Source organism: Serratia sp. CY83965 (assembly GCF_052166375.1).
Classification (GTDB): Bacteria; Pseudomonadota; Gammaproteobacteria; order Enterobacterales; family Enterobacteriaceae; genus Serratia; species Serratia marcescens.
Genome location: NZ_JBJNOV010000003.1, coordinates 289,251 through 311,694, shown reverse-complemented (window position 1 = coordinate 311,694; position 22,444 = coordinate 289,251). Strand labels below are relative to the sequence as shown.

Here is a 22,444-nt window from a genome sequence, read left to right as displayed (position 1 = left end):
CGCCGTTACGCCACGCTGGCCGCCGGTACTTCAGCACGTTTCAGCAGGGCATAAGCCACCCCGGCCAACAGCGTGCCGGCGGCGATCGCTACCAGGTACAGCAGCACCGGCGAAATCGCGCCTGGGATCAGCAGCACGAACAGCCCGCCGTGCGGCGCCATCAGTTTGGCGCCGAACGCCATCGACAGCGCGCCGGTCAGCGCCCCGCCGGCGATGCAGCACGGCAGCACGCGCATCGGATCCCGGGCGGCGAACGGAATCGCCCCTTCGGTGATGAAGCACAGCCCCAGCACCAACGCCGCCTTGCCGCCTTCCTGTTCGGATTTCGGGAACTTGCGGCGCGCCAGCAGCGTCGCCAGACCCATCGCCAGCGGTGGCACCATGCCCGCCGCCATGATTGCCGCCATCGGCGCATACACCGAGGAACTGAGCAGCGCCACGCCGAATGCATAGGCCGCTTTGTTCACCGGGCCGCCCATGTCGGTGCACATCATGCCGCCGAGGATTGCCCCCAGCAGTACGGCGTTGGCGGTGCCCAGCGATTGCAGCCAATGGGTCAGGCCTTCCATGATTTTCGCCACCGGCGTGCCGACCACGTAAATCATGATAAGACCGGTGATCAGGCTGGCCACCAGCGGAATGATCAAGATGGGCTTCAGCGCTTCCATACTCTGCGGCAGACGCAGCTTGCTGCTGATCGCCTTGGCGACGTAACCCGCCAGAAAACCGGCGATGATGCCACCGAGGAACCCGGCGCCGGTGCTCACCGCCAGCATGCCGCCGATCAGGCCCGGCGTCAGGCCCGGACGATCCGCGATGGAAAAGGCGATGAAACCGGCCAATACCGGCACCATCAGCGCAAAGGCGGAGCCGCCGCCGATCTGCATCAGCGCCGCCGCCAACGTGCCTTTGACTTCAAACGCCTTGATGCCGAACACGAAAGACAGCGCGATACACAGGCCGCCGGCCACCACCATCGGCAGCATGTAGGACACGCCGGTCAGCAGGTGACGATACGGGCCGTTGCCCTCTTTCTTCTTCGCCGCCGGCGCCGCGCCGCCGCGCTGCTGCGGCTGGAACACTTCAGCTTCGGCCAGCGCCTTGTCCAGTTCCTGCGCGGTTTTCTTCAGCGCCAGACCGGTGGAAGTACGATACATCGGTTTACCGGCAAACTTGTCCAGATCCACCTCGATGTCCGCCGCGACGATCACCAGATCCGCCGCCGCCACTTCTTCCGGGGTGATGGCGTTACCGGCGCCCACGGAGCCGCGCGTTTCCACTTTCACCCACCAGCCGCGTTTCTTCGCTTCACTTTCAATGGCTTCGGCCGCCATAAAGGTGTGCGCCACGCCGGTTGGGCAAGCGGTGATCGCCACGATGCGTTTTTGCCCATCGGCTTTCACCGGCGCCGCCGCCTGCGGTGCCTGATAGGTTTCAGCTTCGGCCCTGGCGCGCGCCAGAAAAGCGTCCGGTTCACGCACCGCCTGTTCTACATCGCCCACATACACCAATTTGCCGTTCAGCCCGGCGTCAGCAGGGGCAGCCTGCCCCGCCACCGCCACCAGTTCGGCGTCCTGCAGCGACTCGACCAGCGTCAGGCCGGTTTTGGCCGCGGCGGCCTCCAGCATGCGTTTCGCCAGGTGGCCACGGGCCTGCCCCAGCGAACTGTCTACCATCAGCAGCGTTTTCATTCTGCCTCCTGCTATTGATTGAAAGGTTTCAGATCGACGCGCGCCATCATCGCGGCCAACTGGGGACGATCGGTCACGCCGACGTTGCTCTGGCTGACCGCCAGCGCCGCTACCGCCGTGGCCAGACGCAGAGTGTGTTCGCTGGATTCGCGCATCAGCAGGCCGTAAATCAGACCGCCTACCATCGAATCGCCGGCGCCCACGGTGCTGACCACCTCACAGGACGGCGGTTTGGCGATCCAGGCGCCGGATGCGTTAACCCACAGCGCGCCTTCCGCGCCAAGGGAGATAACCACGTGGGCGATGCCCTGCTCGCGCAGCGCATGCGCGGCCTCGACCACGTCCGCCAGCGTCGGCAGCGGGCGACCGGCCCAGATTTCCAGCTCGCGGCGGTTCGGTTTGACCAGCCACGGCGAGGCCTTCAGCCCGGCGACCAGCGCTTCGCGGCTGCTGTCGAAAATGATGCACGGGCACTTGGCGCGCAGCTGGGTCATCCAGTCGGTAAAGGCGTCGGGATCGACGCCGGCCGGCAGGCTGCCGCTCACCGCCACCATGTCAAATTGGCCCAGCCAGCTCAGCGAGTCGCTGACGAAGCGATCCCAGTCCTGCGGCGTCACTTCGAAGCCGGAGAAATTGAAATCGGTCACTTCGCCGTCTTTTTCCGTCAGCTTGACGTTGATGCGGGTGCGCCCCGGCACCACCTGAAAGCGGTTGGCGATCCCCAGATCGCTGAACAGCAGCTGGAAACCGTCCTGATTGTCTTTGCCCAGGAAGCCGCCGACGGTGACGTCGATGCCCAAATCCTTCAACACCTTGGCGACGTTGATGCCCTTACCGGCGGCGTGCAGGCCGGCGGTTTTTACCCGGTTGACTTCCCCGCGCTCGATCTGCGGGCAGAAACCCACCAGATCGTACGCCGGGTTCAGGGTGATCGTTGCTACTCTTCTGCTCATGCTGCGCCCTCGCCCAGTCCTTCATTAATCGCTTCGCCTATCGCCTTCAGCGCGGCTTCAGCATCTTCTCCATTGGCGGTAAAGCGCAGGTGATGCCCTTTCTTCACGCCCAGCGCCACCACCTTCATCAGGCTGCGCCCGTTGGCCGGCTTGCCGCTGCCGTCCAGGTTGGTGACGGTGATGTCACTGTTGAAACTTTTGATCACGTTGACCAGCGCCGTGCCCGGCCGCGCGTGCAGACCATGCTCGTTGCGGATCACGAATTCGGCGCTCAGCACGCTGCTTTCCTCAGCCACTTCACTGGTCAGCAGCGCCAGCACCCCGGCGGCATCCGCCTTCAGCAAACGTTCAGCTTTACTGGCCAGCAGCAGATCGCTGAGGTAGTTGAGCACCGCCAGCGGCTGCGCGTCGGCGACCGACACCGTCAGCAGCAGCGCCACCGGCTCGCCGTCTTCCACGAAAGCCTGCGCCGGGCGGCTGACGGTGGCCGCGCTGGCCAGGTTGCCTTCGACGCTGTCGCTCAGCCAGATGCCCTGCCCCAGGTTCAGCGGCTTGCGGGTGATGACATCACTGACGAACTGCGCGTTGACCGCGCCGGCCTTTTGCAGCCGGCCGGCGTTCAGCGCCTGCAGCGTCATCAGGCTGTCGGCGGCGACGTCGAGCGCAATCAGCGAGACGTCGAACTGGAATTCGGCGCTCTGCTGTTCGCCCATCAGCAGGCTGCGCAGTTCCTCCGCAGAGGTGGTTTGCGCCAGCCGCTCCGCCACGCTGTCATCGCTCAGGACGTGAGTGAGCTGGCGCAGCAGCGCCAAATGCTCGTCGGAGCGGGCGGCGATGCCGATCGCCACATAGGCGGTCTGGCCTTCGCCCCACGCAATGCCCTGCGGGAACTGGAACACCTGCACGCCGGTTTTCAACACCAGATCGCGAGTATCGGTGGTGCCGTGCGGAATGGCGATGCCGTTACCCAGATAGGTGGACGTCTGCAGTTCGCGCTGCAGCATGCCGTCCACGTAACCGGCGCTGACGCAGCCGGCGTCGGTCAGGGCGGCGGCCACCAGGCGGATGGCCTCTTGCTTACCGTCGGCAACGGCGCCCAGATGAATGTCTTGCGGTGACAACTGGAACATGATTCTCCTCTCCTGCTGAATTGAATCGTTTCAGCTTCATTGAGAAAAAGGAGCGTTACCCGTTCGCCACAAGCGGCCGGACAACGCTGAAACGTTTCAAGGAGTGTGTGAGCTGCACAAGACGAAAGCAAGCTTTCTCCCTTTCGCCATTGCAGATTTTTGAGCTTACGCACACTTTCATCGGCTCATTGGTCAGCGCCGGAGCAAAATGACATACTGTGCTGAAACTTTGCTGACGGAGAAAAGCATGAACGTAGTGACGGGCGTCGGGGTGATCATCGTCAACTCTCAAGGCGAGATTTTGTTGGGTAAACGCTGCGGCTCCCACGCGCCCTTTTGGTCGATCCCCGGCGGGCATCTGGATGCCGGTGAAACCTTCGAGCAGTGCGCCCAGCGCGAAATCGCCGAAGAAACCGGGTTGCTTATCGATCCGCCGCGCTTCGTTGGCGTCAGCAACAATCTGCAAACCTGGCGCGCCGAAGGCAAGCACACCGTGTCTATCTGCCTGCAGGTGGATCACCCCGGCGGCAACGCTGAGCTGAAAGAGCCCGAGAAATGCGCCGAATGGCGCTGGTGCGCGCCGGACGCCCTGCCGGAACCCCATTTCGAAGCCAGCCGCACGGCGATCCGCCTGTGGCTGAGCGGCCAGGCCTATCTGCCCACGGCCTGACCCATCGCGAGCGCGCGCTGCGCCGCCCACCGCTATATAAAATAGAATATAACGCTATTTTTTGCGATATATGCCATTTTTTTGACTACGAATAACCCTATAGGGTTAACCCTCTTCTATCATTACCCCTGCAATCGACGTGGCATTCTGACCTCCGGTCGGTGGCCTTTTGGCAAGATTTTATTTTAAATTCATAATTATAAGCGGGTTTACCATGAGCAAAAAACTGACTGGCTTTGAAAAAAAGCGCCGGTGGGGATGGCTATGGCTTTTGCTGCTGGGGATTATCCTCGGCGCGGCGCTGTTGGCCGGGACCGCCACCGTCTTCCATAAAACCAGCGATACCACCTTCTGCGTTTCCTGCCACACCATGCAACAGCCGCTGGCCGAATATCAGGGCAGCGTCCACTTCCAAAACACCAAGGGCATCCGCGCCGAGTGCGCCGACTGCCACGTGCCGCACCAGCCGATCGACTACCTGTGGACCAAGATCCGCGCGGTGAAAGACATTTACGGCGAGATGGTCGGCACCATCGATACGCCGGAAAAATACGAAGCGCACAAGCTGGCGATGGCGCAGTCGGTCTGGAAAACGCTGAAAGAGAACGACTCGGCCACCTGCCGTTCCTGCCACAGCTACGACGCCATGGACATCACCGCCCAGCGCCCTGAGGCGCGCCTGCAACACCCGGTGGCGATCAAACAGGGCGAAACCTGCATCGACTGCCACAAGGGCGTGGCCCACATCCTGCCGGACATGAGCGGCGAAACCCAGGCCGGCGCCGCCGAGCTGGCGAAGGCCGCGGCGTTGACCGCCCCGGGCGCCACCACCCTCTACACCATCGCCACCGAACCGTTCTTCCTCGGCGCGGACGACAGCCATAACGCCGGCAACCTGATGCCGTCCACCGAAGTGCAGGTGGTGAAACAGGAGGGCGACAAGGTGCTGGCCACCGTGAGCGGCTGGCAGCAAGACGGCGTCAGCGAAGTGTTTTACGCCGCGCAGGGTAAGCGCATCCTCAGCGTGCTGCTGGGTGAGGACGCGCGCCAACAGCTGAAGACCGCGTCGACTCAGACCGATGCGGAAACCGGCCTGGTCTGGCATCAGGTTTCTTTGCAGGTGTGGCTGCCGCGCAAGCAGCTGATCGACGATCAGCAAAAAATCTGGCGTTACGCCGCGGACATGATGTCGGCCAACTGCACCGGCTGCCACGGGCTGACCGCGCTCGATCGCTTCAACGCCAACCAATGGATCGGCGTCATCAAAGGCATGGCGCCGCGCACCTCGCTGACGCAGGAACAGCTGCGCGTGCTGACGCAATACGTACAAAAACACGCCAGCGACATGCCACCTGCCGCACCGGCCAAGCTTTAAGGGAGAAGCGCAATGAGCAACCAACAACCGTTAAAAATGAGCCGCCGCCGCTTCCTGACCGGCGCCGCCGCGCTGACCGCCGCCCCGCTGCTGGCGGGCTTATGGCCCAAAGCGGCACTGGCGCAGGCCATCAGCGAAGCGCTGCCGCAGTTCATCGTCTTGCGTCAGGCGCAAAAAGGCATCCTGACCGGCGCCCACTGGGGCGCGTTTGAGGCCATCGTGCAGGACGGCAAGATGGTCGGCGTGCAGCCGGTGCAGGACGATCCGTATCCCAATGAGCTGATCACCATGGCGCCTTATCAGGTGCACGCCGAGAACCGCATCAAATACCCGATGGTGCGCAAAAGCTGGCTGGAAGGCGGCCCCGGCAGCCGCACCGAGCTGCGCGGCCGCGATGAGTGGGTGCGCGTCAGCTGGGACAAAGCGACCGAGCTGGTGTGCAATGAGATCGTTCGCCTGCAGAAAGATCACGGCCCACAGTCGATCTACGCCGGTTCCTACGGCTGGAAAAGCGTCGGCATGCTGCACAACAGCCGTACGCTGCTGCAGCGCCTGATGAACCTGACCGGTGGTTTCCTCGGCTACGCCGGCGACTACTCCACCGGCGCGGCGCAGGTGATCATGTCGCACGTGGTCGGTTCGATGGAGGTCTACGAACAGCAGACCGCCTGGCCGAACGTGATCGAGAACAGCGAGTTGGTGATCCTGTGGGGCTGCAACCCGATGGTCACGCTGAAGAACAGCTGGAACGTGCCGGATCACGTCGGCCAGACCGGCTTCGAAGCGCTGAAGAAGAAAGGCACCCGGGTGATCAGCATCGATCCGGTGCACAATGACAGCGCCAAGTTCGTCAATGCGCAGTGGATCGCCCCGCGCCCTTACACCGACGGCGCCATGCTGATCGGCATCGCCCACACGCTGCTGACCGAGAAGCTGCATAACCCGGACTTCCTGAAAACCTATACCGTCGGCTTCGACAAGTTCCAGGCCTACCTGCTGGGCGAGAACGACGGCGTGGCGAAAACCGCCGAATGGGCGGCCGACATCAGCGGCGTCGATGCCGACACGCTGCGCGCGTTGGCGCGCGAGATGGCGAAGAGCCGCACCATGATCATGGGCGGCTGGGGCATTCAGCGTCAGCACCACGGCGAACAGCAGCACTGGCTGTTGGTGACGGTGGCGGCGATGCTCGGCCAAATCGGCCTGCCGGGCGGCGGCTTCGGCTTCAGCTACCACTATTCGTCCGGCGGCAGCCCGACCGCCAAGGGCGGCATCATCGCCGGCATCTCCGCCGGCAATGCGCCGAAGAACTCGCCGGCGCCGATCCCGGTGGCGCGCATCGCCGAATGCCTGAGCAATCCGGGCAAAACCATCGACTTCAACGGCGCCAAGGTCACCTACCCCGAGGTGAAAATGGTGTATGTGGCGGGCGGCAACACCTTCCACCAGCATCAGGACACTAATAACCTGGTCAGAGCCTGGCAGCGGCCGGACACCATCGTGGTCAACGAGCCTTACTGGACCGCCACCGCCAAGCATGCCGATATCGTGCTGCCGGCCACCACCAGCTACGAGCGCAACGATCTGGAAATGGGCGGCGACTATTCGCAGCTCTACGTGTTCCCGATGCATCAATGCGTGCCGCCGCAGCACGAATCGCGCAGCGACTTCGACATCTTCTCGGCGATGGCGGCCAGGCTGGGCGTGCAGGAAGCCTTTACCGAAGGCAAGGACGAAACCCAGTGGCTGAAAGGCATGTACGACGACATGAAAAACCAGGCGCGCGCCGCGCGGGTGGCGCTGCCGCCGTTCGACATGTTCTGGCAATCCAACAACTACGTGCGTTTCCCGGTGCCGGAGGCCAATAAGCAGTGGGTGCGCTTTGCCGACTATCGCGACAACCCGCTGCTTAACCCGCTGGGCACGCCGTCGGGCAAGATCGAAATCTACTCCGACGCCATCGCCAAAATGCATTATGCGGATTGCCCCGGCATCCCGACCTGGATGCCGCCGCACGAGTGGTATCGCGGGCCGGAAGCGGCCAAGTATCCGCTGTCGCTCAATACCGCGCACCCGACCAATCGGCTGCATTCCCAGCTCGACAATACGCCGCTGCGCAAGAAATACGCGGTGGCGGATCGTGAGGCGATCCTGATCCACCCGCAGGACGCGCAGCCGCGCGGCATCACCGGCGGCGATCTGGTGCGGGCGTTTAACGATCGCGGCCAGATCCTGGTGGGGGCGGTGGTCAGCGAAGACGTGCGGCCCGGCGTGGTGCGCATCAGCGAAGGCGCCTGGTTCGATCCGGCCGATCCGGCGCAGCCCGGCTCGCTGTGCAAGAACGGCAACGTCAACTGCCTGACCTTCGACATCGGCTCTTCCAGCCTGGCGCAGGGCAACTGCGGGCAGATGGCGCAGCTGCAGATCGAGAAATATCAGGGGCCGGCGCTGAAAAATACCGCACACGCGGTGCCGCAAGGCGCCTGATTTACCGGCAAGCAAGGGGGCGCGGCGCGCCCCTGTTTTCCTCGTCGCCGCGCGACAGAGTCGCTGACTCTGCGCCGAGGGATAGCGGTTTGCGTTTCTTTTCAACGGGCGTATGATGCGCGCGAGCTCCCTTTTTCGACGAATTATCAACCGCCATGCCGACTTCATCCGCAGTAACGCGACGCACGCCCGATCTCACTTCGCTGGCCTTTTTGGCGGTGGCCTTCCTGACCGGCATCGCCGGCGCGTTGCAAACCCCGACGCTGAGCCTGTTTCTGGAAACCGAAGTCAAGGTGCGGCCGGCGCTGGTCGGGCTATTCTTTACCGGCAGCGCGGTGATCGGCATTCTGGTCAGCCAGTTTCTCGCCGGCCGTTCGGATAAAAAAGGCGACCGCAAATCACTGATCTTCCTCTGCTGCATGCTGGGCGCGTTGGGGTTCACCCTGTTCGCCTGGAGCCGCAACTATTACCTGCTGCTGCTCGTCGGCGTGCTGCTCACCAGCTTCGGCTCCACCGCTAACCCGCAAATGTTCGCGCTGGCACGCGAACACGCCGATCGCACCGGGCGCGAGGCGGTGATGTTCACCTCTATCATGCGCGCCCAGGTCTCGCTCGCCTGGGTAATCGGCCCGCCGATCGCCTTCGCGCTGGCGCTGGGATTCGGCTTCAAGACCCTGTATCTGGCGGGCGCGGCGGCCTTTGTGTTGTGCGGCCTGCTGGTGTGGCAGCGGTTGCCTTCGATGCCGAAAGCCGTGGCGACGGGCGCCCCGCTGGCCGCGCCGCGGCAGCATCGCCGCGATGCGCTGCTGCTGTTCGCCGCCTGCACCCTGATGTGGACCGCCAACAGCATGTACCTGATCACTATGCCGCTGTATGTAGTGCACGAACTGCGGCTGCCGGAGCGGCTGGCCGGGATATTGATGGGCGCCGCCGCCGGGCTGGAGATCCCGATCATGCTGCTCGCCGGGCTGGCGGCGAAACGCTGCGGCAAGCGTTTCCTGATGCGCGTGGCGGTGGCCGCCGGCGTGCTGTTCTACGCTGGTCTGCTGCTTATCACCGGCAGTGGGCAACTCATCGCTCTGCAGCTGCTGAATGCGGCGTTTATCGGCGTGCTGGCGGGGATAGGCATGCTCTATTTCCAGGATTTGATGCCCGGTCAGGCCGGCACGGCCACCACGCTGTTCACCAATACCATTCGGGTGGGTTGGATCATCGCCGGCGCCCTCGCCGGCGCGGTGGCGGAAATCTGGAGCTACCATGCGGTGTTTTACGCCGCGCTGGCGATGGCGGCAGGCGCGACGCTGTGTCTGTGGCGGTTGAAAGACGCTTAAGGCGCGGTGTCCGCTTCCAGCCTGGCGAGATAAATCAGCGCCTGATCGCGGTGATCGTGGCACATGTCGCGGCTCGGCTGCAGGCTGCCGCACACCTTCGGCCGCAACGGCGAATGAAACAGGCCGCAGCGCAGCCGTTCATCCAGATGAATGCAGCGGGTATTGGCGGGCTTGCCGTTTGGCATGCCGGGGATCGGGCTGGATATTGACGGCGCGATACAGCAGGCGCCGCAGTCGCTGCGACAGTCCATCAGCGCTACTCCTGGCGGGCTGGGGAAAAGAAGCGCGACAATAGCAGCCGCGTGCGGTGGCCGCCAGCAGAATCCCTGCGCCTTGGCGATCTTTACACTCGTCCCGCAACCCTCTTACCCCGGCCGATTCACCGCATGGCGAATAAACGCCCAAAAAGCCGCAATTTAAAGACAAAAACGCGTGAAGCGTGCAATTCCCACGCTTTACATGCGCCATACACACATGTACCATTGAGCTAGTACAAAAGAACCTCTTCCCTCAGGAGCACGCATGTCTACGGACACCATCCAGAAGCTGGCCCGCCCTTCCGTCCTCGGCGGCGCGATGATCATTGCCGGAACCGCCGTTGGCGCCGGCATGTTTTCCATTCCGATCGTCACTTCCGGTGTCTGGTTCAGCGGCTCCGTCGCGCTGCTGGTGTATACCTGGGCCTGCATGCTGCTTTCCGGCCTGATGATCCTCGAAGCCACGCTGCACTACCCGAGCGGCGCCAGCTTCAACACCATGGTCAAGGATCTGCTGGGTAAGGGCTGGAACGCCGTGAACGGCCTGTCGGTGGCGTTCGTGCTGTACATCCTGACCTACGCCTATATCTCCGCCGGCGGCTCGATCATCGCGCACACGCTGGAGGGCATCGTCGGCGTCGGCCAGACCACCGCCGGCCTGGTGTTCGCGCTGGTCGTGGCGTTTATCGTCTGGCTCTCCACCCGCGCGGTCGACCGCCTGAGCACCATTCTGATCGGCGGTATGGTGATCACCTTCGTGATGTCGGTGGGCGACATGTTTACCCACGTGCAGCCTGCGGTGCTGTTCAATACCGGCGATGACCAGGCCAGCTATCTGCCTTACGCCCTGGCGGCGTTGCCTTACCTGCTGACCTCGTTCGGCTACCACGGCAACATTCCCGGGCTGGTGAAGTACTACCACAAGGACAGCGGCTCCGTGGTGCGCAGCCTGGTGTACGGCACCCTGTTGGCATTGGCTATCTACATCCTGTGGCAGTATGTGATTCAGGGCAATATCGCGCGCGACGCCTTTAAGCAGGTGATCGCCGAGGGCGGCAACATCGGCAGCCTGCTCAAGCAAATGGGCAACGTCTCCAGCAGCCAAACCGTCAGCCAACTGCTGAACGCCTTCTCCTATATGGCGCTGGCCAGCTCGTTCCTCGGCGTGTCGCTGGGCCTGTTCGACTACCTGGCGGACTTCTGCAAGTTCAAGGACGACGCCGTCGGGCGCAGCAAGACCGCGCTGGTGACCTTTGTGCCACCGACCCTGGCCGCGCTGCTGTTCCCGAACGGTTTCCTGTACGCCATCGGCTTCGCCGGGCTGGCGGCCACCATCTGGGCGGTGATCGTGCCGGCGCTGATGGCGCGCGCCAGCCGCCGCCGCTATCCGCAGGCCGGTTACCGCGCACCGGGCGGCAACGGCGTGATCCTGTTCGTCATCCTGTTCGGGTTGATCAACGCCGCCGCGCATATTCTGTCGCTGTTCGGCCTGCTGCCGGTCTTCCGGTAATCCTCGAAGGGAGAGCGCCTGCTCTCCCTTTCCCGCACTGTTTTTACGCCGGGCTATTGCCTGAAATCGGCGGCGCGAGTACCTTGTCGCAACTTCTCTAATACTCTTCATTGCGGATGAATTGAAATGGCAAGAGCTAACGAAATTAAGCGCGGCATGGCGATCAGCTACAACGGCAAGCTGCTGCTGGTAAAAGATATCGACGTGCAGAGCCCGAGCGCCCGCGGCGCCAGCACCCTGTACAAAATGCGCTTCTCCGACGTGCGCACCGGCCTGAAAGTGGAAGAACGCTTCAAGGGCGACGATATCCTGGACACCATTTCCCTGTCGCGCCGCAAGGTGAACTTCTCCTATATCGACGGCGAAGAATACGTGTTCATGGATGACGAAGATTACACGCCGTACATCTTCAAGAAAGACCAGATCGAAGACGAGCTGCTGTTCATTCCGGAAGGCGGCCTGCCGGGCATGCAGGTGCTGACGCTGGATGGCCAGGTGCTGGCGCTGGAGCTGCCGCAGACCGTGGATATGGAAATCGTCGAGACCGCGCCGGGCATCAAAGGCGCTTCCGCCAGCGCCCGCAACAAACCGGCCACCATGGCGACCGGTCTGGTGATCCATGTGCCGGAATACCTCAGCGCCGGCGACAAGATCCGCATTCATATCGCCGAACGCCGCTACATGAGCCGCGCCGACTAGTCGCGCCAGCGGGGCCGATGCTCGGCCCCGTTTCATTTTCCGCTACGGTAATTCCGGGAAAAAGCGCCGCTTGAGCGCCAGCTCGACGCCGCGCAGCTCCGCCAGCCCTTTCAACCGCCCGATGGCCGAATAGCCCGGATTGGTTTTCTTTTTCAAATCGTCCAGCATCTGATGCCCATGATCGGGGCGCATCGGGATCGGCCGCCGATCGCCCGCCCGCTGCCGACGCAGTTCTTCGTTCAGGATCGCTTCGATCACCGCCACCATGTCCACATCGCCCTGCAGATGCGCCCCCTCGTGGAAGCTTTTCGGGTTTTCCTCGCGGCAGGTGGCGCGCAGGTGGGTAAAGTGAATGCGATCGCCGAAGGTTTCAATCATCCGCACCAGATCGTTGTCGGCGCGCACGCCGTAGGAACCGGTGCACAGGGTGAAGCCGTTATGAATGCTGTCGACGGTCTGCTTCAGCCATTGCATGTCTTCAATCGTGGAGACGATGCGCGGCAGGCCGAGGATCGGCCGCGGCGGATCGTCGGGATGCACCGCCAGCCGGATGCCGGCCTCTTCCGCCACCGGCACGATGGCGCGCAGAAAGACCGCCATGTTTTCGCGCAGCTGCGCCTTGTCGATGCCGTCGTATTCCGCCAGGCGGCGGCGGAACTGCTCCAGCGTATAACCTTCTTCCGCCCCAGGCAGCCCGGCGATGATATTGCCCGTCAGCGTGGCTTTCTCCTCCTCGCTCATGGCGGCGAAATAGGCTGCCGCCTGACTGCGCTCTTGCGGCGTATAGTCGGCCTCGGCGCCGGCGCGCTGCAGGATATGCAGCTCGAACGCGGCGAAGGCGATCTGATCGAAACGCAGCGCTTTGGCGCCGTCCGGCAGCGAATAGGCCAGATCGGTGCGCGTCCAATCGAGGATCGGCATGAAGTTGTAGCAGACGGTATCGATGCCGCAGGCCGCCAGGTTGCGCAGCGTCTGCTGGTAATGGGCGATATGCCGCTGCCAGTCACCGCTGTGAGTTTTGATTTCCTCATGTACCGGCACGCTCTCCACCACCGACCACACCAGCCCCTTTTCCGCCAACAGCGCCTGTCGCGCGCGGATCTCGTCGATCGGCCAGACTTCGCCGTTCGCGATATGATGCAGCGCCGTCACCACCCCGGTCGCCCCGGCCTGACGCACGTCGTCCAAAGAAACCGGATCGTTCGGGCCATACCAACGCCATGTTTGTTCCATGTATTGTCCTTATGCCTGTCTCGCACCGCAATGCTGTTATACCAGTTTAATTTAGATGTCAGTTATCTTTAACTTACTCTTTCGCCACGCGCTGTCAAAACCGAACCCCTCATTGGTTGATCCACTTCACGCTTCTGGCTTATTTTGGACTGACCAATTCCTTTAACCGGCCGACATCCTTACACTGGTCGCAGTTTTTTATCGCCGGCGCCACCCTGTCTATGTGGCAGAAAACTGGTCTGCTAACTTGGCGCAAGTGGCCCGCCAGCTGTCTTACACGCTTTGGAGATGAGATGAAAACGATCGCCAACACCCCGCTGCCCGGCGCCGTCCGGCAGCCGGGCTATGACCGCCGGGCCCTGCGCAGCCGCATCGTGCACCTTGGCTTCGGCGCGTTCCACCGCGCGCATCAAGCGCTGCTGACCGATCGGGTGCTGAACGCCCACGGCGGCGACTGGGGCATTTGCGAGATCAGTCTTTCCGGCGGCGTGCCGCTGTTTGAGGCGCTGCGGCAACAGGATCATCTGTACAGCGTGCTGGAGAAAGGCGCGGACGGCCATCAGGCCATCGTGGTCGGCGCGGTGCATGAGAGCCTGCACCGCAAGCTGGAGGGCATCGCCGCGGTGCTGGAGAAGCTGGCCGAACCGCAGGTGGCGATCGTCTCGATGACCATCACCGAAAAAGGCTACTGCATCGAACCCGGCAGCGGACGGTTGGATCGACAGCATTCGGGGATCGTCGCCGATCTGGCGTGGCCGCATCAGCCGCAGACCGCGCCCGGCATTTTGGTGGAAGCGCTGCGGTTGCGGCGCGAACGCGGCCTGCCCGCCTTCTCCCTGCTCTCCTGCGACAATATTCCGGAGAACGGCCACGTGTTGCGCCGGGCGGTGCTCGATCTGGCGCAGGCGCGGGATCCGTCGCTCGCCGACTGGATCGCCACCGCCGCCACCTTCCCCTGCACCATGGTGGATCGCATCGTGCCGGCCGCCACGCCGGCCACGCTGGATGAGATCGCCGCCGCGCTGGGCGGCGTGCGCGACGAATGCGCCATCGCCTGTGAGCCCTTCATTCAATGGGTAGTGGAAGACAACTTCACCGCCGGACGCCCGGCGTGGGAGCTGGCCGGCGCCCAGTTGGTCAGCGATGTGCTGCCGTTTGAACACATGAAACTGCGCATGCTGAACGGCAGCCACTCGTTCCTGGCTTACTTAGGCTACCTGGGCGGCTACCGCTATATCAACGAGTGCATGGCGGATGAGCACTACCGCCGCGCCGCCCTGCGGTTGATGCTGGACGAACAGGCGCCGACGCTGAGCGTCACCGGCATCAGCCTGCCCGACTACGCCGCGCAGCTCATCGCGCGCTTCAGCAATCCGGCGCTGCAACACCTCACCTGGCAGATCGCCATGGACGGCACGCAAAAGCTGCCGCAGCGCCTGCTGGACGCCGTGCGCTGGCATCTGCGGCACGGTGGCGACTATAGCGGGCTGGCGCTGGGCGTGGCGGGCTGGATGCGTTACGTCGGCGGCGTCGATGACGCCGGTGAGCCGATCGACATTCGCGATCCGCTGGCAGACGTGCTGAAGCAGACGATCGCCGCAACGCCGGACGATCGGCGGCGCGTAGCGGCGCTGTTGGCGTTGAAATCGGTATTCGGCGAAGCGCTGGCGGCGCATGCGGCATTTACCGACGCGGTGACGCAAGCCTATTTGTCGCTGCGCGATCGCGGCGCGCGTGAAACGGTGAAGGAGTGGGTGATGCGGTGAGGAGCCTGCAGGGCCGAGAATAACCATGCCGGCGTAACGTTACGCCGGCATGGCGGAACGACTTAACGATAAACGACCGTCATAACAGCGAGTTTCTTCTGTTGGTCCACCCACTTCATTTCGGTTGTGCCTAGATTTAGCGGAAGTTCTTTGCGTGTAGCATCAAAACCTGACAACGCTTGCTGGGCCTGATAACGCTGGCCGTTGCGGTAACATTGCGTATTCGCCTTAGAATCTGCAATCTTGACCGTGCAAGGACTTTCAACGATAGAACCGACGAAGCGAATTACCCCACCGGCCACGCCTGCATGACTCACTGCCGTCCATGAAAACAACATTCCTACGATCAAAAATAACCGAAAGGTATTCATGGCAACCTCATTTTTAGTTAAGCCAATTTAACCATAGAGGATCTTGTTAGGAATAATCGCAAGGAAAGGGACAGGATTTGATCGTTAATCGCGTCATTAACAATGTAAAAACAAGCTACTAACAAAAGTTAACCGTATCTAATACAGGGTTTTATCTAAGAATTTTCTTGCAAAGAAAGGTGGATTTTATCGGTTGAAAAGCGCAGGGTGACGTGCAAAATTTGCGAGATAGAGCACAAATTAAATCGCGGTCGTTTCACCGATACGGCTGCGTAACTCATTTATTAAGCAGGTTAATTTTTGCGCCAGGAATGATTAATGACCAAAACCAATTTGATTACCGGTTTCCTCGGCAGCGGCAAAACCACCGCTATCCGCCATTTGCTGGCTCATAAGCCCGAACATGAACGCTGGGCGGTATTGGTCAATGAGTTCGGCGAGATCGGCATCGACGGCGCGCTGCTGGCGGACAGCGGCGCGGTGCTCAAAGAGATCCCCGGTGGCTGCATGTGCTGCGTCAACGGCCTGCCGATGCAGGTGGGCCTGAATATACTGTTGCAGCAGGCCAAACCGGACCGGCTGCTGATCGAGCCGACCGGGCTCGGGCATCCGAAACAAATCCTGTCGCTGCTGACCCAGGAGAGCTATGCCGGCTGGATCGATCTGCAGGCTACCCTGTGCCTGCTGGATGCCCGCCAGCTCAGCCAACCCCGCTACCGCGACAACGAAAACTTCCGCGATCAGCTGGCCGCGGCCGATATTATTTTGGCCAGCAAAAGCGATACCTACCGGCCGGAAGACAGGCTGGCGCTGGAGGCCTGGAAGGCGCAAGACCCGCTGCAACGGCCCTGCTACGCCATCGTGCAAGGCGAAGCGGATGTCGCGCTGTTGTCACTTCCGCGCACGAATCGTACAGAATTGCCGGACGCGCAGCATCATCATGGTCAGGCGAAAAAGCAGGGGCTGGCGGCGCTGCGGCTACCGGAGCACGCCCGCTGGCGGCGAGCGTTGAATGAAGGGCAAGGCTTCACCAGCTGCGGCTGGATTTTTGACGGCGATACCCGGTTCGACACCGTCGGTTTCATGGAATGGGTGCGACTCGCGCCGGTCGAACGCGCCAAAGGCGTGGTGCGCATCCCCGAAGGCACATTGCTGATCAATCGTCAGGGGCAGGATCTCAACATCGAAACCCGCCCGGTCGCGCCGCTCGACAGCCGAATTGAGCTTATCCACAGCGAAAATGCCGATTGGAATGCCCTGCAATCCGCCTTGTTTAAGATTCGTTTAAGTTAGACCCCGTACCGTTGCCCCCCGGTTGCCGCAGGGTAGCCGGGTTTTATTTCGTTTTCATTTTTCCAACAGGTTATGTCATGACACGCCGCAATTTACCCTTCATTCTCTTCTTCAATTTACTGGGCGTTGCGCTGTTTCTGTCCTGGTTCCTGCCGGCCAATCACGGCGGCTGGTTTACCCTGGATTCGGCGATCTTCTTCTTCTTTAACCGCCATCTGGCCACCGACCCGGCGTTTTTGCATCTGGTCGCCATCACCAACAACCGCGCGTTCGACGCGATCTCGCTGCTCGCCATGGGGCTGCTGTATCTGTACTTCTATCTGAAGCAGGACGCCGCCGGCCGCCGCCGCCTGGTGATCACCGGCGTGGTGATGCTGCTGACCGCCGTGGTGCTGAACCAGCTTGGCCACCTGCTGCCGGTGAAACATCCAAGCCCCACCCTGACCTTTGACAATATCCATCGCGTCAGCGAGCTGACCGGCATCCCCACCAAGGACGCTTCTGGCGACAGCTTCCCCGGCGACCACGGCATGATGCTGATTATTTTTTCCTGCTTTATGCTGCGCTATTTCGGCCGCGGCGCCTTCGCCGTCGCCCTGCTGATTACGGTGGTCTTCTCATTGCCGCGCGTGATGATTGGCGCCCACTGGTTTACCGATATCGCCGTCGGCTCATTGTCCGTAGTGCTGGTTGGCGCCAGCTGGGTGCTGATGACGCCTTGCAGCGACTGGATCGTCGATCGGTTGAATCGCCTGTTGCCCGGCAAGTACCGCCCCGGCCAACCATAATTTGTGTCTATGACTCATTCCGGGAGGCGCCCGCCTCCCGTCCTCTCCCCCTCGCCGCGCGCAAAAATTTCCCCGCCGTTCGTTAACGCTTTTGCAACCTGATTTCACGCCAGATTCATACATCGGACAATTGGCGTTTTTTATATGAAGATTTACATTATGTTACATCACAAATTCATATAAAAAAGACGGGAAAAAGGCTCGCAATCCCCTATTGGTTCCGGTAATCTCAGATGCGTTTGTGCCTGGTTTAAGTCGAATCAGTATGAAATCCGATAAAAATGTGCGTTCTCGCACGTTTTCAACGGTAACTGGTTGTCGATGCAACAGGTGCGGACTAGGCTCGTTTCGTTTGGCATTTTTCAGATAGCGACTTTCGTCGTTAAGGACTTCAAGGGAAAACAACAACAATGGTCAAATCTCAACCGTTTCTGAGATATTTTTTGCGGGTAGTCCCTGCAATTGCCGCTGCGGTTATGCTGTCAGCGTGCAGCTCGACTCACACTTCGAACTTGAATAACGCACAAACTGAGATGCGTGCAGTTAATGACAAAGACGGTCTTTTACTGCAAGCCTCTCAGGATGAATTCGAAGCGATGGTCCGCAACGTTGACGTCAAGTCAAAGATTATGGATCAGTACGCGGACTGGAAAGGCGTTCGCTACCGCTTAGGCGGTGACACCAAGCGCGGCATCGATTGCTCGGCGTTTGTGCAGCGCACCTTCCGCGAACAGTTCGGCATGGATTTACCGCGTTCAACCTATGAACAGGAAGATCTCGGCAAGAAAATCCAGCGCACCAAGCTGCGCGCCGGCGATTTGGTGCTGTTCCGCGCCGGTTCTACCGGGCGCCATGTCGGCATCTATTTAGGCAACGATCAGTTCGTTCACGCCTCCACCAGCAGTGGGGTCATGATTTCCAAGCTGACCGATAACTATTGGAATAAACGTTATCGAGAAGCGCGCCGGGTGCTGACCAACGGCTGACGGCGCAACGCCCTGAAGATCCTGAATACCAAACGAGCGATAAGCGCCGCCCACGGGCGGCGTTTTTTTTGGGCTGTCGAGCGGGTATCATCAAGATTGATCCCTGCCTTATCGTCACCGTTCCCCACTTAACACTGCCGCACGTCGTTATTTTGATAAACTGTTGGCAGGAAATCGCACCGTCGAGGAAAAACTCGCCTATTATCGTCAGATGACGGCAACGGCGCCCCGGCGTTATTTAAAACGTTTCCGCTGATATTATGCGCATGATATTTCTGTCGGCGACGCCGCATATTTAAACGGCGCCGCCGGTTGGTACGGGATAAAAAGGCAAAAATGAAAAAAAAGCCGCTGGCACAATCCATTAACTGGCTGCGCGACACGCCTGACGCCCTGTTGCAGAGGGCTCGGTTATGGGCTTGAAAAGAGCTTTCGCCCGCAGCGTGTCTCACCGACAACGCAGCCTGGCCAAAAGCGGTGTCGCCGCCCTGGTATTTTTTACGCTATTCACCGCGGTCACGCTTTCTTTGATCAATCACCAGCGCACGCAATATCAACATAAGGTCGAAGCGCGCACGCAAAAGTTCACGCTGGGTTATATCTCGCATCTGACGGCGGTGATGCGGCAAATGATGCCGCTGCTGGACAAGCCTTGCCTCTCCAGCCAGTCGGACATTACCTACCAGGCGGCCTTTACCAGCGGCGTACGCACCTTCCTGTTGGTGAAGGACGGTTACGCCTATTGCTCCTCCGCCACGGGCGACATGATGTTGCCGATGAAAAATATCTACCAGGATATCGACTGGGATCTGCCTCTGGATCTCAAGCTGCAGCAAGGTACGCCGATGGTGCCAAACAAACCGGCGGTTGCGGTTTGGCTGCGGCATCCCGGCGAAAAGGCCACCGGCATCCTCGCTACGCTGGACATCGATCTGATGCCCTACCTGCTGTTCACCTCGCACGACGAACAGGCGCCGGGCATCGCCATCGTGATGGGCAACCGCGCGCTGACCACTTTCAGCCCGAACCTGATGCCGGTCAATCAGCTGCCGAAGGGCAAGGCGGATAACCTGACGCTGCCCAATCTGCCGCTGACCATCCTGTTCTACAACGAGAAACTGACCCCCAACGACATTCGCCTGACGCTGCTGGGCAGCTTGGTGCTGTCATTGATGACCGGCGTACTCTGCTACTACATGCTGCTGCTGCGGCAAAGCCCGGAACGCGCGCTGCTGCGTGGCATCAAGCGCAACGAGTTCTTTATCGAATACCAGCCGGTGTTCCACACCGACAGCAACAGCATCGGCGGGCTGGAAGCGCTGATCCGCTGGCAGCATCCGATCGAGGGCCGTATTCCGCCCGATGTCTTTATCCCCTACGCCGAAAGCAACGGGCTGATCGTGCCGCTTACCCGCCACCTGTTCAGGCTGATCGCCGAAGATGTGCCACAGCTCGCCAAAGCGCTGCCACGGGGAGGTAAAGTTGGCCTCAACATTTCCCCCGCCCACCTCAGCGCGCCGTCGTTCCACCAGGACGTGTATGAACTGTTGACGCAGCTGCCGGGCGATTACTTTACGCTGGTGTTTGAAATCACCGAACGCGGCATGGTGGAAGAAGAGAGCGCGCTGGCGGAGTTTGACTGGCTGCACAAACAGGGCATCGAGATCGCAGTGGACGATTTTGGCACCGGGCACAGCGCGTTGATCTATCTTGAGCGCTTCACCATGGATTATCTGAAGATTGACCGTGGCTTCGTCAACACCATCGGCCAGGATACGGTCACCGCGCCGGTGCTGGATGCGGTGATCTCGCTGGCGAAAAAGCTGAAAATGCTGACGGTGGCCGAGGGCGTGGAAACCGCCGAGCAGATGCAGTTCCTGCAAGAGCACGGCGTCAACTTCATGCAGGGGTACTACTTCAGCAAGCCGCTGAGCATCGATGATTTCGTCGCTTACTGCAATGCTCATCAGGTCTTTGATTATCAGGAAAAAAATAGTTAATCTTTAAGCATCTTTACCCTGCGCCCGCCCGAAGAATGTTATGCTGGGCGCAGGCTGTACTTTATTCCACAGCAGGAGCTTACCGTCTGATGTCCGTGCGCATTTTCGCTGCTCTGGTGCTCTCGGCACTGAGCTTCGGTCTGCGGGCCGAAGCCCTCAACGAAAGCTACGCTTTCGCCCTTCTCGGTGAACCGAAATACGCCACCGACTTCAGCCATTTCGACTACGTCAACCCGGCGGCGCCCAAGGGCGGCGACGTGCGGCTGGCGGCCATCGGCACCTACGATAACTTCAACCGCTTCGCTACCCGCGGCGTGCCCGGCGAGCGCACGATGGAGCTGTACGATACGCTGTTCACCAACTCCGACGACGAACCCGGCAGCTATTACCCGCTGATTGCCGAATCGGCCCGTTTCCCGGCCGACATGCGCTGGATGGAATTGGATATCAACGCCCGCGCCCGCTTCCAGGACGGCAGCCCGATCACCGCCGCCGACGTGGCCTTTACCTTCAATAAATTCATGGCCGAAGGCGTGCCGCAGTTTCGCTCCTATTACAAAGGCGTCACGGTCAAGGCCATTTCCCGGCTGACGGTGCGCATCGAGCTGCCTAAGGCGAACCGTGAGCAAATCCTCAGTCTGCTCAGCCTGCGCGTATTGCCGGAAAGCTTCTGGAAAAACCATAAGCTCAACGAACCGCTCAGCACCCCGCCGCTCGCCAGCGGCCCGTATAAAATCGGCGATTACCGCCTCGGCCAGTACATCATCTATCAGCGGGTGCGCGACTACTGGGCCGCCAATCTGCCGGTGAACCGCGGCCGCTACAACTTCGACAGCATTCGTTACGATTATTACCTGGACGATAAGGTATCACTGGAAGCCTTCAAGGCCGGCGCTTACGATTTCCGCATCGAGCCGTCGCCCAAAAGCTGGGCCACCCAATATCAGGGCGGCAACTTCGCGCGCAACTACATCATCAAGCAAGACGAGACCAACCAGGCGGCGCAGAATACCCGCTGGCTGGCGTTCAATCTGCAAAAACCGCTGTTCGCCGATCGTCGGATACGGGAAGCGATCGGCCTGGCTTTCGATTTTAACTGGATGAACAAGGCGCTGTATTACAACGCCTATCAGCGCGCCGACAGCTATTTCCAAAACACCGCCTACGCCGCCCGCGGCTACCCGGACGCCGCTGAACTGGCCTTGCTGGCACCGCTCAAGGGCCAGATACCGCCGGAGGTATTTACCAGCATCTACCAACCGCCCGCCTCCGACGGTAGCGGCAACGATCGACAAAACCTGCTGAAGGCGACCCAACTGCTGAAAGAAGCCGGTTGGGTGGTCAAAAATCAAAAGCTGGTCAACGCCAAAACCGGCCAGCCGTTCACCTTTGAACTGATGTTGCTGAGCGGCAGCAACTTCCAGTACGTGCTGCCGTTCCGCCACAACCTGCAACGGTTGGGCATCGATATGCAAATCCGCGAGATTGACGCCTCTCAGTACACCCGCCGCATGCGCGAGCGCGATTTCGACATGATGTCGACGGTGTATATGGCGATGCCGTTCCCCAGCGCCGATCTGCAAATTCTGTGGGATTCGCAGTACATTGATTCCAGCTATAACACCCCCGGCGTCAAAGATCCGGCGGTCGACAGCCTGGTCAGGCAAATCGCCGCCCATCAGGGCGACGAAAAAGCCCTCTTGCCGCTCGGCCGCGCGCTAGACCGGGTGCTGACCTGGAACAACTACATGCTGCCGATGTGGTACTCCAACCACGACCGCTACGCCTATTGGGACAAATTCTCCACGCCGTCGATTCGCCCGGCCTATGCGATCGGCTTCGACAACTGGTGGTACGACGTCAACAAGGCGGCGCGCTTACCGGCTCAGCGGCAATAAGGAGTC

General features: G+C 60.9%; 18 protein-coding genes. 12 read left to right on the top strand and 6 right to left on the bottom strand.

The window, feature by feature from the left end:
- Positions 1–5: 5 nt before the first annotated feature.
- The 3 genes from fruA to fruB are packed head-to-tail and all read right to left on the bottom strand — an operon-like array spanning position 6 to position 3,774.
- Positions 6–1,691: a PTS fructose transporter subunit IIBC gene (gene fruA / locus ACJ8PL_RS09370; RefSeq protein WP_033639847.1), complete on the bottom strand. Its 1,686-nt coding sequence runs from the start codon at positions 1,689–1,691 to the stop codon at positions 6–8.
- 11 nt (positions 1,692–1,702) lie between these two features.
- Positions 1,703–2,644 carry a 1-phosphofructokinase gene (gene fruK / locus ACJ8PL_RS09365; RefSeq protein WP_015378523.1) on the bottom strand — a complete coding sequence of 314 codons (942 nt, stop codon included), beginning with the start codon at positions 2,642–2,644 and terminating at the stop codon, positions 1,703–1,705.
- The gene (gene fruB / locus ACJ8PL_RS09360) at positions 2,641–3,774 is read right to left on the bottom strand and encodes a fused PTS fructose transporter subunit IIA/HPr protein (RefSeq protein WP_033639846.1); all 1,134 of its coding nucleotides are present in this window, start codon (positions 3,772–3,774) and stop codon (positions 2,641–2,643) included. The genes fruK and fruB overlap by 4 nt, the downstream gene beginning before the upstream one ends.
- A 247-nt stretch (positions 3,775–4,021) precedes the next feature.
- Between fruB and ACJ8PL_RS09355 the strand changes: the two genes are divergently transcribed.
- From ACJ8PL_RS09355 to ACJ8PL_RS09340, 4 genes are all read left to right on the top strand, one after another.
- Entirely contained in the window at positions 4,022–4,444 is a 423-nt protein-coding gene (locus ACJ8PL_RS09355) for a nucleotide triphosphate diphosphatase NUDT15 (protein ID WP_079450259.1), read from the top strand.
- Positions 4,445–4,658: 214 nt separating this feature from the next.
- A complete protein-coding gene (locus ACJ8PL_RS09350) occupies positions 4,659–5,819 on the top strand; it encodes a NapC/NirT family cytochrome c (protein ID WP_016926984.1) in 1,161 nt (386 codons plus the stop codon).
- 12 nt (positions 5,820–5,831) lie between these two features.
- Positions 5,832–8,306 (top strand): trimethylamine-N-oxide reductase TorA, encoded by a 2,475-nt coding sequence (gene torA, locus ACJ8PL_RS09345; RefSeq protein ID WP_097101657.1) that lies wholly within the window; start codon positions 5,832–5,834, stop codon positions 8,304–8,306.
- A 155-nt stretch (positions 8,307–8,461) separates the two neighbouring features.
- A complete protein-coding gene (locus ACJ8PL_RS09340) occupies positions 8,462–9,637 on the top strand; it encodes a sugar efflux transporter (RefSeq protein ID WP_079452216.1) in 1,176 nt (391 codons plus the stop codon).
- On the opposite strand, the gene ACJ8PL_RS09335 is transcribed toward ACJ8PL_RS09340, so the two are convergent.
- Positions 9,634–9,888, bottom strand: coding sequence for a YkgJ family cysteine cluster protein (locus tag ACJ8PL_RS09335; protein ID WP_015378527.1), 255 nt, complete (start codon positions 9,886–9,888; stop codon positions 9,634–9,636). The two genes, ACJ8PL_RS09340 and ACJ8PL_RS09335, sit on opposite strands and share 4 nt — an antisense overlap.
- Before the next feature lie 271 nt (positions 9,889–10,159).
- Between ACJ8PL_RS09335 and mtr the strand changes: the two genes are divergently transcribed.
- On the top strand, positions 10,160–11,404 hold the full coding sequence (mtr, locus tag ACJ8PL_RS09330; protein WP_047025330.1) for a tryptophan permease: 1,245 nt from the start codon (positions 10,160–10,162) through the stop codon (positions 11,402–11,404).
- A 126-nt stretch (positions 11,405–11,530) separates the two neighbouring features.
- Positions 11,531–12,103 carry an elongation factor P-like protein YeiP gene (gene yeiP, locus ACJ8PL_RS09325; protein WP_004935725.1) on the top strand — a complete coding sequence of 191 codons (573 nt, stop codon included), beginning with the start codon at positions 11,531–11,533 and terminating at the stop codon, positions 12,101–12,103.
- Between the two features lie 42 nt (positions 12,104–12,145).
- On the opposite strand, the gene uxuA is transcribed toward yeiP, so the two are convergent.
- A complete protein-coding gene (gene uxuA / locus ACJ8PL_RS09320) occupies positions 12,146–13,336 on the bottom strand; it encodes a mannonate dehydratase (RefSeq protein ID WP_079452215.1) in 1,191 nt (396 codons plus the stop codon).
- Positions 13,337–13,629: 293 nt separating this feature from the next.
- Between uxuA and ACJ8PL_RS09315 the strand changes: the two genes are divergently transcribed.
- Entirely contained in the window at positions 13,630–15,102 is a 1,473-nt protein-coding gene (locus tag ACJ8PL_RS09315; protein ID WP_049300475.1) for a mannitol dehydrogenase family protein, read from the top strand.
- A gap of 62 nt (positions 15,103–15,164) precedes the next feature.
- Here ACJ8PL_RS09315 and ACJ8PL_RS09310 read toward each other — a convergent pair whose 3' ends face one another.
- Complete coding sequence (locus ACJ8PL_RS09310) at positions 15,165–15,473, bottom strand: type 1 fimbrial protein (RefSeq protein ID WP_141967690.1); 309 nt, start codon at positions 15,471–15,473, stop codon at positions 15,165–15,167.
- Between the two features lie 318 nt (positions 15,474–15,791).
- On the opposite strand from ACJ8PL_RS09310, the gene ACJ8PL_RS09305 reads away from it, so the two are divergent.
- The 5 genes from ACJ8PL_RS09305 (at position 15,792) to ACJ8PL_RS09285 (ending at position 22,438) form a co-directional block, all read left to right on the top strand.
- Positions 15,792–16,766, top strand: a complete 975-nt coding sequence (locus ACJ8PL_RS09305) for a CobW family GTP-binding protein (protein ID WP_442531091.1) — start codon at positions 15,792–15,794, stop codon at positions 16,764–16,766.
- A 77-nt stretch (positions 16,767–16,843) separates the two neighbouring features.
- Positions 16,844–17,554: a phosphatase PAP2 family protein gene (locus ACJ8PL_RS09300; protein ID WP_261419446.1), complete on the top strand. Its 711-nt coding sequence runs from the start codon at positions 16,844–16,846 to the stop codon at positions 17,552–17,554.
- A 410-nt stretch (positions 17,555–17,964) separates the two neighbouring features.
- Positions 17,965–18,540: a bifunctional murein DD-endopeptidase/murein LD-carboxypeptidase gene (mepS, locus tag ACJ8PL_RS09295; RefSeq protein WP_025303553.1), complete on the top strand. Its 576-nt coding sequence runs from the start codon at positions 17,965–17,967 to the stop codon at positions 18,538–18,540.
- A 413-nt stretch (positions 18,541–18,953) separates the two neighbouring features.
- Positions 18,954–20,540: a cyclic di-GMP phosphodiesterase gene (locus ACJ8PL_RS09290; protein WP_016926975.1), complete on the top strand. Its 1,587-nt coding sequence runs from the start codon at positions 18,954–18,956 to the stop codon at positions 20,538–20,540.
- 89 nt (positions 20,541–20,629) lie between these two features.
- Positions 20,630–22,438, top strand: a complete 1,809-nt coding sequence (locus ACJ8PL_RS09285) for an extracellular solute-binding protein (RefSeq protein WP_123867391.1) — start codon at positions 20,630–20,632, stop codon at positions 22,436–22,438.
- Positions 22,439–22,444 lie beyond the last annotated feature (6 nt).